Source organism: Aggregatimonas sangjinii (assembly GCF_005943945.1).
Lineage (GTDB): Bacteria > Bacteroidota > Bacteroidia > Flavobacteriales > Flavobacteriaceae > Pelagihabitans > Pelagihabitans sangjinii.
Genome location: NZ_CP040710.1, coordinates 975,926 through 990,732, shown reverse-complemented (window position 1 = coordinate 990,732; position 14,807 = coordinate 975,926). Strand labels below are relative to the sequence as shown.

The 14,807-nt window shown below is 43.5% G+C and carries 18 protein-coding genes; 11 read left to right on the top strand and 7 right to left on the bottom strand.

Annotation, left to right across the window (positions count from 1 at the left end):
* Positions 1–148: 148 nt before the first annotated feature.
* The 5 genes from lpdA to FGM00_RS04125 all read left to right on the top strand — a co-directional run bounded on the left by lpdA (position 149) and on the right by FGM00_RS04125 (position 3,471).
* The gene (gene lpdA, locus FGM00_RS04145; RefSeq protein WP_138851693.1) at positions 149–1,540 is read left to right on the top strand and encodes a dihydrolipoyl dehydrogenase; all 1,392 of its coding nucleotides are present in this window, start codon (positions 149–151) and stop codon (positions 1,538–1,540) included.
* A 4-nt stretch (positions 1,541–1,544) separates the two neighbouring features.
* Entirely contained in the window at positions 1,545–2,099 is a 555-nt protein-coding gene (locus tag FGM00_RS04140; protein ID WP_138851692.1) for a PepSY-associated TM helix domain-containing protein, read from the top strand.
* Positions 2,100–2,106: 7 nt separating this feature from the next.
* Positions 2,107–2,409: a DUF3817 domain-containing protein gene (locus FGM00_RS04135; RefSeq protein WP_317130255.1), complete on the top strand. Its 303-nt coding sequence runs from the start codon at positions 2,107–2,109 to the stop codon at positions 2,407–2,409.
* Positions 2,410–2,482: 73 nt separating this feature from the next.
* Positions 2,483–3,166 carry a hypothetical protein gene (locus FGM00_RS04130; RefSeq protein WP_138851691.1) on the top strand — a complete coding sequence of 228 codons (684 nt, stop codon included), beginning with the start codon at positions 2,483–2,485 and terminating at the stop codon, positions 3,164–3,166.
* Positions 3,167–3,171: 5 nt separating this feature from the next.
* On the top strand, positions 3,172–3,471 hold the full coding sequence (locus tag FGM00_RS04125) for a hypothetical protein (RefSeq protein ID WP_138851690.1): 300 nt from the start codon (positions 3,172–3,174) through the stop codon (positions 3,469–3,471).
* Positions 3,472–3,496: 25 nt separating this feature from the next.
* Here the strand turns inward: FGM00_RS04125 and FGM00_RS04120 are convergent, their stop codons facing one another.
* From FGM00_RS04120 to FGM00_RS04105, 4 genes are all read right to left on the bottom strand, one after another.
* On the bottom strand, positions 3,497–3,955 hold the full coding sequence (locus tag FGM00_RS04120; protein ID WP_138851689.1) for a DUF1569 domain-containing protein: 459 nt from the start codon (positions 3,953–3,955) through the stop codon (positions 3,497–3,499).
* Between the two features lie 239 nt (positions 3,956–4,194).
* On the bottom strand, positions 4,195–4,608 hold the full coding sequence (aroQ, locus tag FGM00_RS04115; RefSeq protein WP_138851688.1) for a type II 3-dehydroquinate dehydratase: 414 nt from the start codon (positions 4,606–4,608) through the stop codon (positions 4,195–4,197).
* Positions 4,609–4,713: 105 nt separating this feature from the next.
* Positions 4,714–5,262 carry a porin family protein gene (locus FGM00_RS04110; RefSeq protein WP_138851687.1) on the bottom strand — a complete coding sequence of 183 codons (549 nt, stop codon included), beginning with the start codon at positions 5,260–5,262 and terminating at the stop codon, positions 4,714–4,716.
* A gap of 79 nt (positions 5,263–5,341) precedes the next feature.
* Complete coding sequence (locus FGM00_RS04105) at positions 5,342–5,914, bottom strand: porin family protein (RefSeq protein ID WP_138851686.1); 573 nt, start codon at positions 5,912–5,914, stop codon at positions 5,342–5,344.
* Between the two features lie 187 nt (positions 5,915–6,101).
* On the opposite strand from FGM00_RS04105, the gene xerD reads away from it, so the two are divergent.
* Positions 6,102–6,998, top strand: a complete 897-nt coding sequence (xerD, locus tag FGM00_RS04100; RefSeq protein WP_138851685.1) for a site-specific tyrosine recombinase XerD — start codon at positions 6,102–6,104, stop codon at positions 6,996–6,998.
* A 5-nt stretch (positions 6,999–7,003) separates the two neighbouring features.
* Here the strand turns inward: xerD and FGM00_RS04095 are convergent, their stop codons facing one another.
* Positions 7,004–7,534, bottom strand: coding sequence for a hypothetical protein (locus FGM00_RS04095; protein WP_138851684.1), 531 nt, complete (start codon positions 7,532–7,534; stop codon positions 7,004–7,006).
* A 334-nt stretch (positions 7,535–7,868) separates the two neighbouring features.
* Here FGM00_RS04095 and FGM00_RS04090 point away from each other — a divergent pair, with 334 nt between their 5' ends.
* From FGM00_RS04090 to FGM00_RS04075, 4 genes are all read left to right on the top strand, one after another.
* On the top strand, positions 7,869–9,560 hold the full coding sequence (locus FGM00_RS04090; protein ID WP_138851683.1) for a glycoside hydrolase family 13 protein: 1,692 nt from the start codon (positions 7,869–7,871) through the stop codon (positions 9,558–9,560).
* Between the two features lie 136 nt (positions 9,561–9,696).
* Positions 9,697–11,124 (top strand): amidohydrolase, encoded by a 1,428-nt coding sequence (locus tag FGM00_RS04085; protein ID WP_138851682.1) that lies wholly within the window; start codon positions 9,697–9,699, stop codon positions 11,122–11,124.
* 159 nt (positions 11,125–11,283) lie between these two features.
* A complete protein-coding gene (locus FGM00_RS04080; RefSeq protein WP_138851681.1) occupies positions 11,284–11,778 on the top strand; it encodes an RNA polymerase sigma factor in 495 nt (164 codons plus the stop codon).
* Positions 11,779–11,782: 4 nt separating this feature from the next.
* The gene (locus FGM00_RS04075; protein ID WP_138851680.1) at positions 11,783–12,433 is read left to right on the top strand and encodes a hypothetical protein; all 651 of its coding nucleotides are present in this window, start codon (positions 11,783–11,785) and stop codon (positions 12,431–12,433) included.
* Here the strand turns inward: FGM00_RS04075 and FGM00_RS04070 are convergent, their stop codons facing one another.
* Together FGM00_RS04070 and FGM00_RS04065 are read right to left on the bottom strand one after the other, a co-directional pair.
* Entirely contained in the window at positions 12,434–13,243 is an 810-nt protein-coding gene (locus FGM00_RS04070) for a lysophospholipid acyltransferase family protein (protein ID WP_138851679.1), read from the bottom strand. It abuts the gene before it with no gap.
* Positions 13,244–13,438: 195 nt separating this feature from the next.
* Complete coding sequence (locus tag FGM00_RS04065) at positions 13,439–14,080, bottom strand: NUDIX hydrolase (RefSeq protein ID WP_138851678.1); 642 nt, start codon at positions 14,078–14,080, stop codon at positions 13,439–13,441.
* On the opposite strand from FGM00_RS04065, the gene FGM00_RS04060 reads away from it, so the two are divergent.
* On the top strand, positions 14,079–14,786 hold the full coding sequence (locus tag FGM00_RS04060; RefSeq protein WP_138851677.1) for a peptidylprolyl isomerase: 708 nt from the start codon (positions 14,079–14,081) through the stop codon (positions 14,784–14,786). The genes FGM00_RS04065 and FGM00_RS04060 overlap by 2 nt on opposite strands.
* Positions 14,787–14,807 lie beyond the last annotated feature (21 nt).

The following is a 14,807-nucleotide window of genomic DNA, read 5'->3' as shown; positions in this document are numbered from 1 at the left end:
GCATATCCCAGGTTACCACACTTGAAAAATTGAAATATGCGATTTGTTTTTTGGGATTTTCCAGTTGGTTTTTGGCCTTCGATTTGCTTACTTTTGCAGCTGCTTTGTACAACTACAAATTCACTTTTAAATACATAAAACTACAGATATGGCCAATTTCGATGTTATTGTTTTGGGTAGTGGCCCGGGGGGTTACGTAACGGCTATTAGAGCCTCGCAACTAGGTTTGAAAACGGCTATAATCGAAAAGGAAAGCCTTGGTGGCGTATGCCTTAATTGGGGTTGTATTCCAACAAAAGCATTATTGAAATCGGCTCAGGTTTTTGAATACCTACAGCATGCGGGCGACTACGGTCTAGTGGCCGAAGGCGTCGACAAGGATTTCGACGCTGTAGTAAAACGAAGTCGTACCGTGGCGGATGGCATGAGCAAGGGCGTGCAATTTTTAATGAAAAAGAACAAAATCGAAGTCATAAAGGGTTTCGGCACCTTGAAAGCCGGGAAAAAGGTTTCAGTAAAAGATGTCGATGGCAAGGAAAGTGAATACAGTGCCGAGCACATCATCATCGCGACAGGTGCTAGAAGTCGCGAACTGCCCAGCCTTCCACAGGACGGAAAAAAAATAATCGGCTACCGGGAAGCAATGACGCTACAGAGCCAACCCAAAAAATTGGTCGTTGTCGGTAGTGGTGCCATCGGAATCGAATTTGCCTATTTCTACAACGCTATGGGCTCAGAGGTTACCGTTGTGGAATATCTTCCGAATATCGTTCCCGTTGAGGATGAGGATGTATCCAAACAATTGGAGCGTAGTTTTAAAAAATCGGGTATCAAGATCATGACCTCATCGGAGGTTACGAAAGTAGATACCAGCGGAGACGGGGTAACGGTATTTATCAAAACCTCTAAAGGCGAAGAAACCATTGAAGCCGATATCGTGCTATCCGCAGTCGGCATCAAGTCGAATATCGAAAATATAGGTCTAGAAACCACTGGAATCGCCACCGATCGCGATAAGATCATGGTCAACGACTATTACCAGACCAACATTCCCGGCTACTACGCGATTGGGGATGTAACACCGGGACAGGCCTTGGCACACGTAGCCTCGGCCGAAGGTATTCTCTGTGTGGAGAAAATAGCGGGCATGCATGTTGAACCGATAGATTATGGTAATGTTCCCGGATGTACCTACTGTATGCCCGAAATAGCCTCCGTCGGACTTACCGAAAAACAGGCCAAAGAAAAAGGCTTTGACATCAAAGTCGGTAAATTTCCGTTTTCGGCCAGCGGTAAGGCAAAAGCCTCCGGGGCGTCCGACGGTTTCGTTAAAGTGATTTTCGATGCGAAATATGGGGAATGGCTGGGCTGTCATATGATCGGCGTCGGTGTGACCGATATGATAGCGGAAGCCGTGGTAGCGCGCAAATTAGAAACTACAGGCCATGAAGTGCTTAAGGCCATCCACCCGCATCCTACCATGAGCGAGGCGGTAATGGAGGCTGTAGCCGATGCTTACGACGAGGTAATCCACCTGTAATAGAATGAAATGGGAAAACAGAAACGTTCATAGGGATGTGGCCTACTTTTATATCGGGCTGATTATCGCTTTCTCGTTTTCAGGAATCATTCTGAACCATCGGCAAGACTGGTATCCTATGGATTACGCCTATGAGACCAAGGAGGTGCAATTAGAACTACCTTCGGATAAAAAAGCGATCGATTCCGAAAAATTCATAAAAAATTTTTCCGAAAAGTGGGCATTGGACGCGGAATACGACAGTCACCGCATTCGGGATAACGAACTACGCGTATTCTATAAAGATAACATTATTCTGGACCTGGATATTTCCACGGGTAAAGGTGTGGTCGAATACAAACGAAAAACACCTATTTTAGGGCAAACCATGTTTTTGCATAAAACCACCAATAGATTCTGGATTTGGTATTCCGATGTTTTTGGAATAGGCATGCTGGTCATCGCCTTCACTGGAATGGTCATTATTACCAAAGGAAAGAATACCTTTAGAAGAAGGGGTTGGAAATTGGCCTTGGCCGGACTCATTTTCCCGGTGATTATCTTAATTCTATTTAGTTAACTTCATTATGATGCTGAATCTCTTTCGTGGTATCGCAATTTTGGAAGGCATTTCATATTTGGCCCTCTTTGCCGTTACCATGCCGTTGAAATATATGGCCGATCTTCCAGTGCCGAATAAATATGTCGGCTATGCCCATGGGGTACTCTTTATTGCCTACATCATTTTAGCGATTTTGATTTGTATCATCAAAAAATGGGGGTTTAAACGCATGGCCATTTTCGTGATCGCTGCGTTCTTGCCTTTTGCTACATTCTACATAGAGCAAAAGTATTTTGGTCCGGATGCTTCCCAAAAATTAGCGGTATAAGATTCCCTGAAATCAGGGGACTTGGTACAATATCTTCGAAGTATATTTGTTTGAATGTTTTGACCATTTGATTATGTACTATCAAGTTACCGACTATTACGACCCCGTAGGCCAGAAAAAAATTGGCAGCCAATGCCCGGATTGCAAGCAAAGGGATTGTCTCGAATTGTTCTTTTATCAGAAGCGGATAGAATCGCCCTTCTCAAAAAAAGTAAGTAAAAAAGTTACGGGAATCCTGTTCTGCGATCATACACAAACCGAGATTTCCCCTGTTCTTTGGACCGATGAAATCGCTAACTATTTCGAAACCGAAAAGAAAAAACTGCGGCTCAACCCGACAAGCTTTAAACTCACCAAATGGTTCTATCTAATCATTAGCATCCCCTTATTAGGAATAGCCGCTTTTATGGGCTACTATACATGGGAACACCAGCAATATATTGATCAAACAAGCCGTATTGAAAATATTTCCGTTGGCGACAAAGTAAGTACGATGATGAGCGAATTGCGGAATAATGAATTGGTGGCCTCTTACAATACCTGGTTATTGGTGAAAAAAATAGAAAGCGATACCGTCTGGTTGCAATACCATCGTGACCGCAGCGAATCCACCAATCCAGATTTCAATCTCGACCCTAGTAGCTTCTCCGGCGAGGTAATCAAAGCCTCGTTGCCCCAAATCAAAAAAAGAAGTGTCATGGGCTTTGACTATACCAATATGAAGTTCAGCGGTTACATCACCGAACTAAAAGACTAAGAATTATGAATAACATGTACACAGGAAAATCATCAAGAAACCCTAATATGCCTCTAATCTGGGGTGTTGTGATCGGCCTTGGGCTCATTGCCTTTGGTATATATCTGTATACCGATCTAGCGGCCTGGGAAAACAGTGATGAAGAAATGCGAATGAACTCCCTGCTCTGGCTTTTGTATGATACGGGCGGGAAAATCGCGGTTACCGGATTTTTTGCGCTGATCGGAGTAGTAGCTGTTTTTAGCGGATACAAACAGACCAATACCTTAAGAAAACTGAAAAAAGAAGCAGGAAAGAATTTTTAAATACCCAAACTGGTCTTGAGTTCATCTAGACCCCGAATTGTCCCAAATGGTGATCGAGGTGCTTTGAAAATAAGGTATTCCACTCTTGGGTCGATAGTGGTCCAAAAGCATGCGACTCCTTACCATTAAAGTGTTCGCTGCCCAACCGTTGGGTCTTATTTAAGTGTGTAATCAAGCGTTCTTTTTCTTTTTCAAAATCCCTTTGGTCTGCGATAACGAACATGGGCGCCGTGCGCGTATTCTTTTTATAGGGTCTAGGGCCGACTACAATATTTTTAGCGAAAAGCTTGATCATAAATTTTTGCAATCCCTTCGGCTTGGGGTGCTTATCGGTGTAGACCAATTCATAAGCTACATTGCAGTGGGCCAACATTTGGGCCACGTCCATTTTTCCCCAAAGATGCTGGGTTTCGGGAGTAAGCTTGTTGATGCGCGCGATGGTTTCCTCACATTCTTTTTCGTCAAATAGGTTTTTCCAGTCCATAATTTAGGTTGTTTAAAGTACCCAAGGTATTAAATTTTAGGTATTTAGGGTGTTAAAACACGATGGCTGATAGTCCTGTGATTGCATTTGGTCTTGTCTGAATATCTCAACAAATGGCACTGCGATGATGAACCCTGCCTCGTGAGGCATTCTATGTTAAGTTATCTATTTGGTTATGGAGTAATATTCCCTTCATAATTTGAAGTTCCGTAGTGAAGTATACCTGCCAACAACGTTTCTTATAAAAAACTCTGAACAGCCAAATCATAGCTTTTTAATCCAAAGCCTAAAATCACTCCCTTCGCACTGGCCGAAATATGGGAGACATGTCTAAAATCTTCCCGCTGGTAGGTGTTCGATATGTGTACTTCGACTACAGGACTATCTATTGCCTTGATTGCATCGCCAATGCCTACAGAAGTGTGCGTATAAGCTGCGGCGTTTAGAATGATACCATCGTATGAAAAGCCGACTTCCTGAATTTTCCCGATCAACTCGCCTTCGATGTTCGATTGAAAGTACTCTAATTGTACATCTTTAAACTTGAATTGCAATTCCGTAAAATATTCTTCAAATGACTTATTGCCGTATACCTCGGGCTCTCGTTTGCCAAGTAGGTTCAAGTTCGGCCCGTTAATAATAATTAATTTCATGCTATAAATGTAGGTATTTTTTCAGCTGATGGCACTAAAAAGAAAATAGCCGCTTGGAGCGGCTATTGTATTCAAGATTTTTAAAATTTCGACCTAGCAGAAGCGCTAAAAGAAATAAATCGCCGAAACTTGCAGTACCCTGTTCTTAGAAGTTACATCCTCTATGGCGTTTATAAAACCGGCATTGTAGCGCAACTGAAAGTAGAAATTATCGTTGAGTCGATAACCAGCACCTACGAAAAGACCAAAATCTATCTTGTTCGAACCCAGTTCGAAATCGTCTAAGTTATTACCTAACAATGCACTCAGCTGCGGACCTGCCTCTATATGCAGTTCGTCCCATACGTTGTATTTGAGCGCGACAGGAATATGTAGGTAAAACAGATTGATGTCATTGCTAAAGCCAGTAATGCCGTTACCACTCCCTTGTAGGGAAAGCAATACTTCAGGTTGCAAAAGAAAAGCATCCGACATTCCTATCTCTCCCACTACCCCAGCATGGAAACCGGGCTTTGAACCGTAGCCAACGCTTGTAGAACCGCCCAAAGAAGATACATTTAGACCGGCTTTGGCACCAAAAGACAAATCTTGGGCATTGCCTTTGTAAATAAAAATAAAGCTCAAAAAAATTACTGATACGATGATTTTTTTCATGTTGTTAGTGTTTCTCGATTAACATTTCAAATATAGAAAACTTTCTAAAACCATTAACAAAGCACGAAAAATAGCCGGGCTATAGAATATAGTAGATGGCTCCCATTTGTAGTGCGGCATTTGTTCCCCCAAAGTTCTCGATAACTTGTAAAAAACCGGCATTAATACGCAGCTGAAAGTAAAAGTTGTCATTCAGGCGATACCCGCCCCCGACCCCCAAGCCAAAGTCGAAGGAATTGGTAATGAGATTAAAATCCTCGGCGTTATCGGTTACCAAAATTCCCAATTGCGGACCGAACTCCACCGCGATTTTCTCAGTGATGTGATATTTGCCCATCAGCGGAATGTTCAGGTAGCCCAATCGAATATTGCTACCGCTACCGCGAGTACCTTGCAATGAAAAAAGTAGTTCCGGAGCAAAATAAAACTCACCGCTAATCGGAATTTCTACGGCTCCCCCGACATGAAAACCGGGCAATATACCATTGGTAGTCAGCCCATCGCCTATTAAGCGCGTCATGTTCAGACCTACTTTCGGACCAAAAACGATGTCGCTCCCCGAAATGGTAGAAGTACCTTGAAAAACATCTTGTGCACTCAACTGTTGAGCTGTCAGTAAAATCGAGCAGCATACGAAAAGTATTTTTTTCATGTGTTTGGTTTAGATTAATATTTGAGTTAAAATATGGCTGTTTTTTTCGTCAAAAACCCATAGTAAAACATCAATTTATCAATGCTGAATATACGTATAGATGCCGCAACTCGAATAGCTCCCTGAAGAAAATTTCCCTTAAAATATCAACAATTATAAAATGTCTGCTTTATAGTACCTTTATCCCATGAAATGGCAGCGTACCGTTCAAGACTACCAGCATTACCTTAAAATAGAAAGGGGCCTTTCCGGTAATTCTATCGCCAATTATACCTTGGATGTCGAAAAACTGATACTGTTCCTGTCCGATAACAAATTGACGGCAGACCCTATAAATATCAACAAAGAAGTCATACAGCGTTTTGTGTATGAAATCGCGAAAAAGGTAAATCCCCGTTCCCAAGCACGTATTATTTCCGGCTTAAAAAGTTTTTTCAATTACCTCGTGTTCGAGGATTATCGGGAAGACAATCCGATGGAGTTAATCGAATCCCCCAAAACAGGGCGTAAACTCCCTGACACCCTATCCGTAGAAGAAATCGATACGCTTATTAAGGCCATAGACCTCTCAAGTCCACAGGGAGAGCGTAATCGGGCAATGCTCGAAACGCTTTACGGTTGCGGACTACGGGTATCGGAACTAACGAATCTTAAATTGTCAGACCTCTATTTCGACGAGGAATTCATTAAAGTCACCGGCAAGGGCGATAAGCAACGCTTTGTACCAATAAGCCCGATCAACAGAAAATACATTAACATCTACCGCAACGAAATTCGGTTACATCTTACCATCCAAAAGGGGCATGAGGACATTCTTTTTTTAAATCGCCGTGGCAAACAACTCACCCGTGCCATGATATTTACGATAATCAAACAACTGGCGGAAAACATCGGTCTACAGAAGAACATTAGTCCGCATACTTTTCGCCACTCTTTCGCCACCCATTTGCTGACCAATGGTGCCGACCTACGGGCGATTCAGCAGATGCTCGGTCACGAGAGTATTACGACCACAGAGGTATATATGCATGTAGACCGCTCACATTTGGCAGAAGTGATGAACCAATTCCATCCCAGAAAATAAGTACACTAGAATTTCAACTTACCGCCTACGGTGTAAAGTTGTGGCATGCGTATTTGCGGTTCGCCAAACGCCCCCATTTTGGAATTGTTCAACTGAAAATTACCCTTTGCCTCTAGCAATAGGTTTTCCCTAACGTCATACCCCACACCTCCTGTAAAACCCATTCTAGGTTTCTTCGGTTCTCGAGATTGTCTTCCGGTAACGCCTACTTCAGCCTCCATATCCAGTCCGGATATTAGATAAAACCTATTCGAAACGTACCATTTTAGACCCACGAAGGTTCGAAACCGATCGCTGCAAAGACCACAGGCATATTCATCATAAAAACCTTGTAATTGCGCTACCAATTTCGGGGACAGCCGATAATTGAAATCAAAAGAAGAATGCTCTTCTCCCCAAATCGAAATCGGATAACCACGCGCATCCAATATCACTGAAGGGGTATCACTCTGTTTAGTATCGGGTTCTATTTGGCCGAATACCATATTTGTTGTTGATAACAATAGAGTCAAAAAGACGGCTGACCATTTATTCATACGTCGGTAAATTACACTTTTTAAGATAGAACAAACTATACGAAAAAGTCGATGCTTATCGAATATTTAACATAGCGATCATACTATTCCCTTCCTCTAGGCTATACCTATTAAAATGGGAATTACCCTTTTCGTCTGCATAAAGCCACCAAACTTCTCTAAATATATTGGGCTATTTCCAAGGACTTTTTAAGTTTTAACATGCTACCTCGAATTGATGCTATCCCTATAAAATCCAAAAGCAGCGTGAAAAAAAATATCGAAAACGTTATAGTTTTCAGCGACTGTTTTTGGTATGAATGGATATGTTATATTTAGTGAAAAATTACAATTCATGATGCAAGATCAGCTTCGTAAATGGTGGAAAGAAGGAGTAGTTTACCAGATATATCCAAGAAGTTTTCAGGACACCACCGGAAATGGTATCGGGGACCTTCGCGGCGTTATCCAGCGCCTTGATTACATTCAAAGTCTTGGTGTAGATATCATATGGCTCAATCCGGTCTATGTTTCCCCAAATGATGACAATGGTTATGATATTGCCGACTATCGCAATATTATGCCCGAATTCGGTACGATGCAGGATTTTGATGCGCTGCTCTTCGGGATGAAAGAAAGAGGCCTCAAATTGGTCATGGATCTCGTGGTGAACCATACGAGCGACGAGCATGAGTGGTTTGTCGAATCGAGAAAATCAAGAGACAATCCGTATCGGGACTATTACCACTGGTGGCCCGCAGAAAAAGGTATTCCCCCCAAACGATGGAGTTATTTTGATGTAGAAGGAAATGCGTGGAAATATGACGAACCTTCCGATGCCTACTACCTACACTCCTTTTCGGTAAAACAGCCCGATTTAAAATGGGAGAACCCCAAAGTGCGGGAAGAAGTGCATGACATCATGAAGTTCTGGTTCAACAAAGGTGTAGATGGTTTTCGTATGGACGTCATTTCGTTTATTTCGAAAGACACCGATTACCCAGAACTCCCCGAGCGTTTTAATGGCGATTTTGTTCCCTTTTATTCCGACGGACCCAAATTGCATGAGTACCTCCACGAAATACATACCGAAGTGCTCAACAAATACGATGTAATGACGGTGGGCGAGGCTCCTGGCATAGGTTTGGATAAGGCGTTGGATTTTGTGGATGAGGACCGACAGGAACTGAATATGTTTTTTCATTTCGACCTAATGGCGTTGGATCGGGAAGAGCAGAAGGTTTTTGAAATGCGAAAAGACAACTGGAAGCTTACCGAATTCAAACGGATACATAGCCAGTGGGATGCGGTTTTTTCAAAAAAAGGCTGGGGCAGTATGTTTTTGGACAACCACGACTTCCCGAGAAGTGTTAGTCGATGGGGGCGGGATTCGCGGTCGCATTGGTTCAAATCGGCCACAATGTTGCAGACCTTTTTATTGACCATGCGCGGTACACCCTATTTTTATTATGGAGAGGAAATCGGTATGACCAACATCAAATTCGATAAAATTTCCGATTATAAAGACATCAATACCCTAAACCGCTACAAAACCATTGAACTAGAAGGTGGTGATACCGAAGCTTTTTTACGAAACGAACAGGATGCGAGTCGCGATAATGCCCGAACCCCGATGCAATGGAATACAACGGCCCATGCCGGGTTTTCAAAGGAAAAACCATGGATCAAGGTAAATGATAATTACAAGGAAGGTGTTAATGTTGCTACCCAAGAAGAAGACGCTTATTCCGTGCTCAATTATTTCAAGCGTATGGTCGAAATACGAAAAGAGCACCTCATTTTAGTATATGGTACATATCAGTTGCTACAGGAAGATCATGAGGAAATCTATGCCTATACACGAAGTATGGAAAACCATAGGTATTTAATACTCCTTAGTTTTTCGACGCAGCGGGCGACTATCGACTTAGCAGAACTAGCCTTTGAAAAGACAAAATTATTGATTTCCAACGATGATGTCCGCCCTCGTGAAGGCAAGACCTTCGAATTGTATTCCTATCAGGCCTGTGTTTATCAATTAGATTAGGAAAATTTTAGGCTATTCAGACGATTGGGCAGCGTCGTCTTGAACACATATAATTAGGGACAAAATGCCGGTGCGCTAGTCCGGAACAGTCGCTAGCTTTTCCCTATATTTAAAGGATCAATTAAAAGCCACACCTATGAAATCCACTAAATTATTTTGCCTAGTTCTTACGTTCTGCCTGACTGGCGCGATGGCTCAAAAGAAAACGGCCGATGTCATCAAAAAACTGGACAGCCAGAAGGAAGCCTACAGCGCTATAGCCCAAGAAATTTGGGAGCTGGCAGAAATGGGCTATCAGGAAAAAGCGAGCGCAGCGCTTTTGCAGCAAACGCTCTCCGAGGCTGGTTTTAGCATCACAACAGGCGTGGCGGGCATTCCTACGGCGTTTACGGCGGAATTTGGTAGCGGAGCACCCATAATCGGCATCATGGGGGAATACGATGCCCTACCCGGACTTTCGCAGGAGGCAGTGGCGGAAAAGAAATCGGCAGGCAAAGCAGCAGGTCACGCCTGTGGGCATCATTTGTTCGGTACGGCCTCTACAGCAGCTGCCATTGCGGTAAAAGAATGGATGGAAGCGAATAAGACCAAAGGTACAATTCGCTTTTATGGGACTCCGGCCGAGGAAGGCGGTTCCGGAAAAGTATATATGGTGCGCGAAGGTCTTTTCGATGATGTGGATATTGCCCTACATTGGCATCCCAGTTCGCAGAACGCGGCAAGTGCCGGGGCGGCCTTGGCCAATAAATCGGCCAAGTTTCGTTTCTACGGTATTTCGGCCCATGCAGCGGGGTCCCCTGAAAAAGGTCGCTCCGCTTTGGATGGTGTAGAAGCCATGAACGCCATGGTCAACATGATGCGGGAACATATTCCACAAGAAGCACGAATACACTATGTCATTACCTCCGGGGGAAAGGCGCCCAACGTAGTGCCCGATTTTGCCGAAGTATATTATTACGCCCGACACAACTCGCGCGACGTTGTCATCGATATTTTTGACCGTATGGTAAAAGCCGCGGAAGGAGCCGCTTTGGGTACGGGAACGACAATGGACTACGAGATGATTGGAGGTACGCACGAATTGTTGCCCAACCTGACCCTGCAAAAACTCGTGCACGACAAGCTCTCCGAAATTGGAGGCATTACCTATACTCCTGAAGAACTGGCCTTCGCAGATAAAATAGCGGTTAGTTTGGGACAGGAAAAAGCCGATGTCGAAACGGCCAAAACCATTCAACCGTATAAGATCGAAGCTAGGGCTTATGGCTCTACCGATGTAGGCGATGTTAGCTTTACGGTACCCACAGTGGGTATGGGTGCGGCGACATGGGTACCAGGTACTCCTGCGCATAGCTGGCAAGCAGTGGCCGCCGGCGGCACCACGATTGGAAAAAAGGGCATGATGGTCGCTGCCAAGACTTTGACCCTTACTGCCATCGAATTGTTTCAGAATAAGGATTTGGTACAAAAAGCGAAAACGGAGTTCATCGAACGCCGAGGCGCCGACTTCAAGTATATACCATTGTTGGGAGACAGGGCGCCCGCCCTAGATTATAGGGAATAAGAAGTATATAATTGGCTATTCGCAAAAATTCCCAATGCACGGTCGTCGTGTTTGAATTTGGTACTCGCATTTGAGTTTGAGTTTGGATTTTTTTTCCTTAAGACTGTAACAAATCGACAAAACAACGGACTAACCTCTTAACAACCTACCCACCTTATAGTGACGAAAGAACTGGAGCATCAATTTGTGACCGAGTTAGAGAACAATCAAAACATTGTTCACAAAATCTGCTCGTTGTACACCAACGATCGCGATGCCCACAAAGACCTTTTTCAGGAAATTACCATTCAACTTTGGAAAGCGTACCCCAAATTTCGGGGCGATAGCAAATTCAGTACTTGGATGTATCGTGTGGCACTAAATACGGCCATCACCCTATATCGTAAATCAAAAAGGCGTATACAGACCCAAGACTACGAATCGGTAATTTTTAAGATAAAAGCCGACGAATATGATGAAACAGAGGAGCAACAGCTAAAGTTGATGTATAAAGCGGTAAGACAATTGAACGATATCGACAAGGCCTTGGTGTTCTTATACCTTGAGGACAAAAACTATACGGAGATTTCGGAAACCTTGGGTATTACAGAGGTCAATGCCCGGGTAAAGATGAACCGTATCAAAACAAAATTGAGAACCATACTGAATCCCTAAGGATATGATGGACGAACTGGAACTATTAAAGAAAGATTGGCAGAAAAAGAAGGAACACCTTCCCAAGCTGTCATACGACGAAATTCATAAGATGACATGGAAGAAGTCATCTTCTGTCGTGAAATGGATTTTGATCATTAGCATTTTGGAATTGATTCTTCCGAACCTTCTGGTATTCTTATCGGTAGGCACGGAGGACTGGTCGACCCAAAATCTGGGATTAATGGGCAACTACTATATCGGTTTTAATATTTTCTATTATATAGTTGTGCTGTATTTTATCTTTCAGTTTTACAATAGATATAAAGAAATCTCCGTACTCGACAACTCGAAAAACCTCATGCGGAAAATCATAAAGACCCGAAAAACGGTGAAACACTATGTTATTTTCTGCTTGGCCATGATTTTGGTATTTTTTGCCATATTCATCGTAGGCATTTATGTTGATGATAGTGTGCTGCTAAGTATAGAGGGGGTTTCCGAAAAAGCACAGGAAATTCCGTTGGAAAAACTAAAATCCGCGGCAGTCTTGATTTTGGCCTTAGGGGGTATAGCATTTGCCGTAGTTATGGGAGGAGTATACTTTTTATTATATGGCCTGCTCCTTCGGAAACTCAAATTCAACTACAAAGAATTGAAACGATTGGAGGTCTAATCAATTCGTATTCCGGAACTTGCGCAGTTTATTCTCTTCTTCCAAGGCTAAAAGTTCTTCTTGCGGAATTACCTTTAAAAAGGATGGGTGTTGCTCAATGGCATATTCCAACTTTTCGATAATCGCTTCGAACGATTCGTTCTCATAGTCAATCTCCAGAGGTTCTTTGATGACCATTGATTGCAAAATGCCTTTTTTCTTTATCCGCAACCCCTTTTTATCAAAAGAACGTCTAAAACCATCAATGACCACTGGCACTACAAGAGGTTGGTATTTTTTAATGATATGGGCGGTACCCTTGCGCAACGGTTTCCATGGCGTGGTCGTTCCTTGGGGGAAGGTAATGACCCAACCATCGGCGAGTGCCTTCCCGATAGACGATATATCGCTCATTTTTACTTGGCGGTTCACGTCCTTGCCTTCAGCGCGCCAGGTTCGCTCTACACTGATCGAACCAACGTAGGCCATTATTTTGGTCAAGAGGTTCTTGTTCATAGTTTCGGCCGCGGCGATGTAATAGATGTTGAGTTTGGGCTGCCATAAATACTGAATGCCCTTAATACTATCGTCCCTGCCCTTTAAACTGGCATTGAAAACATGAAACATGGCCACGACATCCGCAAAATACGTCTGGTGGTTGCTAACGAAAAGTACATTTTTATCCGGTAGGTTCCGAATGACTTCCGAGCCTTCGATTTCCAGCTTGTTGAATCTTTTATAGCGCGCATGCGTAACAAGTCCCAAAAAACGAATCAGGAATTTTTTGAGAAAGAGAATATGACCGAAAGGGTTTCTTTTGAATATGCCCATAAGGTGCTAAAATACGAAATGAATGAGAGATAAGGCGGTACGAAGTTCGAAATTTGAAACTGGAAACACAAGAGATAGGAAATGGTGTGAAAACCCTACCGACTATCTGCACCGAGCACCGAGCACCGAGCACCGAGCACCGATCGAGTTATAGAAAGAAAGATGATAAATCCGTCATCATACCGTTCAGAAAAACTACAACACCTGTTTCATCAATTCCTTGACTTCGCTCAACATCATGGCAGTGGCGCCCCACACGGTATGACCATTTAACCTAAAGGCCGGTACCGCTACATTCTTAGCATAGGAAGTGCTCAGCGTTTCCTCGAAAACATTGGCATCGTCCAGAAACTCCGTTAAGCGGACTTTCACCAAGGCGGCCACCTCTTCTTCCTGAATTTTGAAGTCCGGTTGAGTATGGCAAACACCTAGGAAAGGCTGCACTTCAAAATTACTGGGCGGTATGTAAATGGGCGTCAACTCCTTGAAAATCTCGATTTGTTGTGGAGACACTCCTACCTCCTCCTCCGTTTCCCGTAAAGCCGTCGCTAGAAGTCCGTTGTCCTCCGACTCCGCCTTACCACCGGGAAAGGCTACCTGGTTGGAGTGCACGCCTTTATAGGTCTTCCGGAGGATAAGTAAAAGGTGCGCCAAATGGCCGGCTTCAGGATAGCACAATGCCATTACCCCGGCTTGTTTTGCATTCTTCTTTGCGGAGTAATGGGCCTTTAACTCTTCCTGTCGAAAATCGGGAATCATTTTATAGTGGGATACTTCCCCCGGAAGGGGTAGATTTTTTATTTTTGGGATGCGCTGTGCAAAGAAATCGAAATCCATGTATCTAAAAAAAGTCCTGCTTCTTACAATTATACCACTATTTTTTCTGGGGAGCTGTAAGGAAGAAAAGCAAATCGAAAAAAAACCAACCGAAAAAGAGGCCGTAGCAAAAGACTCCATTTTAACGAACAAAAAAAAGAAGAAAGAGGAACCTTTTGAGCTGACCGAGGAAAACGCCATCGACTTTTTCTTCGATTATCAAAAAGGACTCCAGGAAAACAGGATAAAGGTTACTACCAATCACGGGGAATTTATCATTGAACTATTCGATAACGTACCCTACCACAAAGCCAACTTTATTTATTTGACCAAGCAGGGTTATTTCGATAACACCCAATTTCACCGCGTGGTGGAGAATTTTATCATTCAAGGTGGCAATTCGGACGACCAAAAAACCGCGGACAAAAGAGGTGAAATCGGCAGGTATCTGTTACCACCAGATACCAGAAAGGGACACAAGCACCATCGCGGTACCGTTTCGATGCCCAGCAGTGAAATCAACAACCCCCATATGCTCGCCTCGCCTTACGAATTTTTTATCGTGGTTACCGATCCGGGATCATATCATCTTGATGGCGACTATACCCCCTTCGGTAGGGTAATTTCCGGAATGGACGTGGTCGATGCCATAAACAAACAGCCTGTTGGCAAAGGTGATTGGCCTTCGCAAAACGTGTATATCGAAAAAGTAGAGGTTTTGGAATAGTGGCCCGCCTCTACACACATA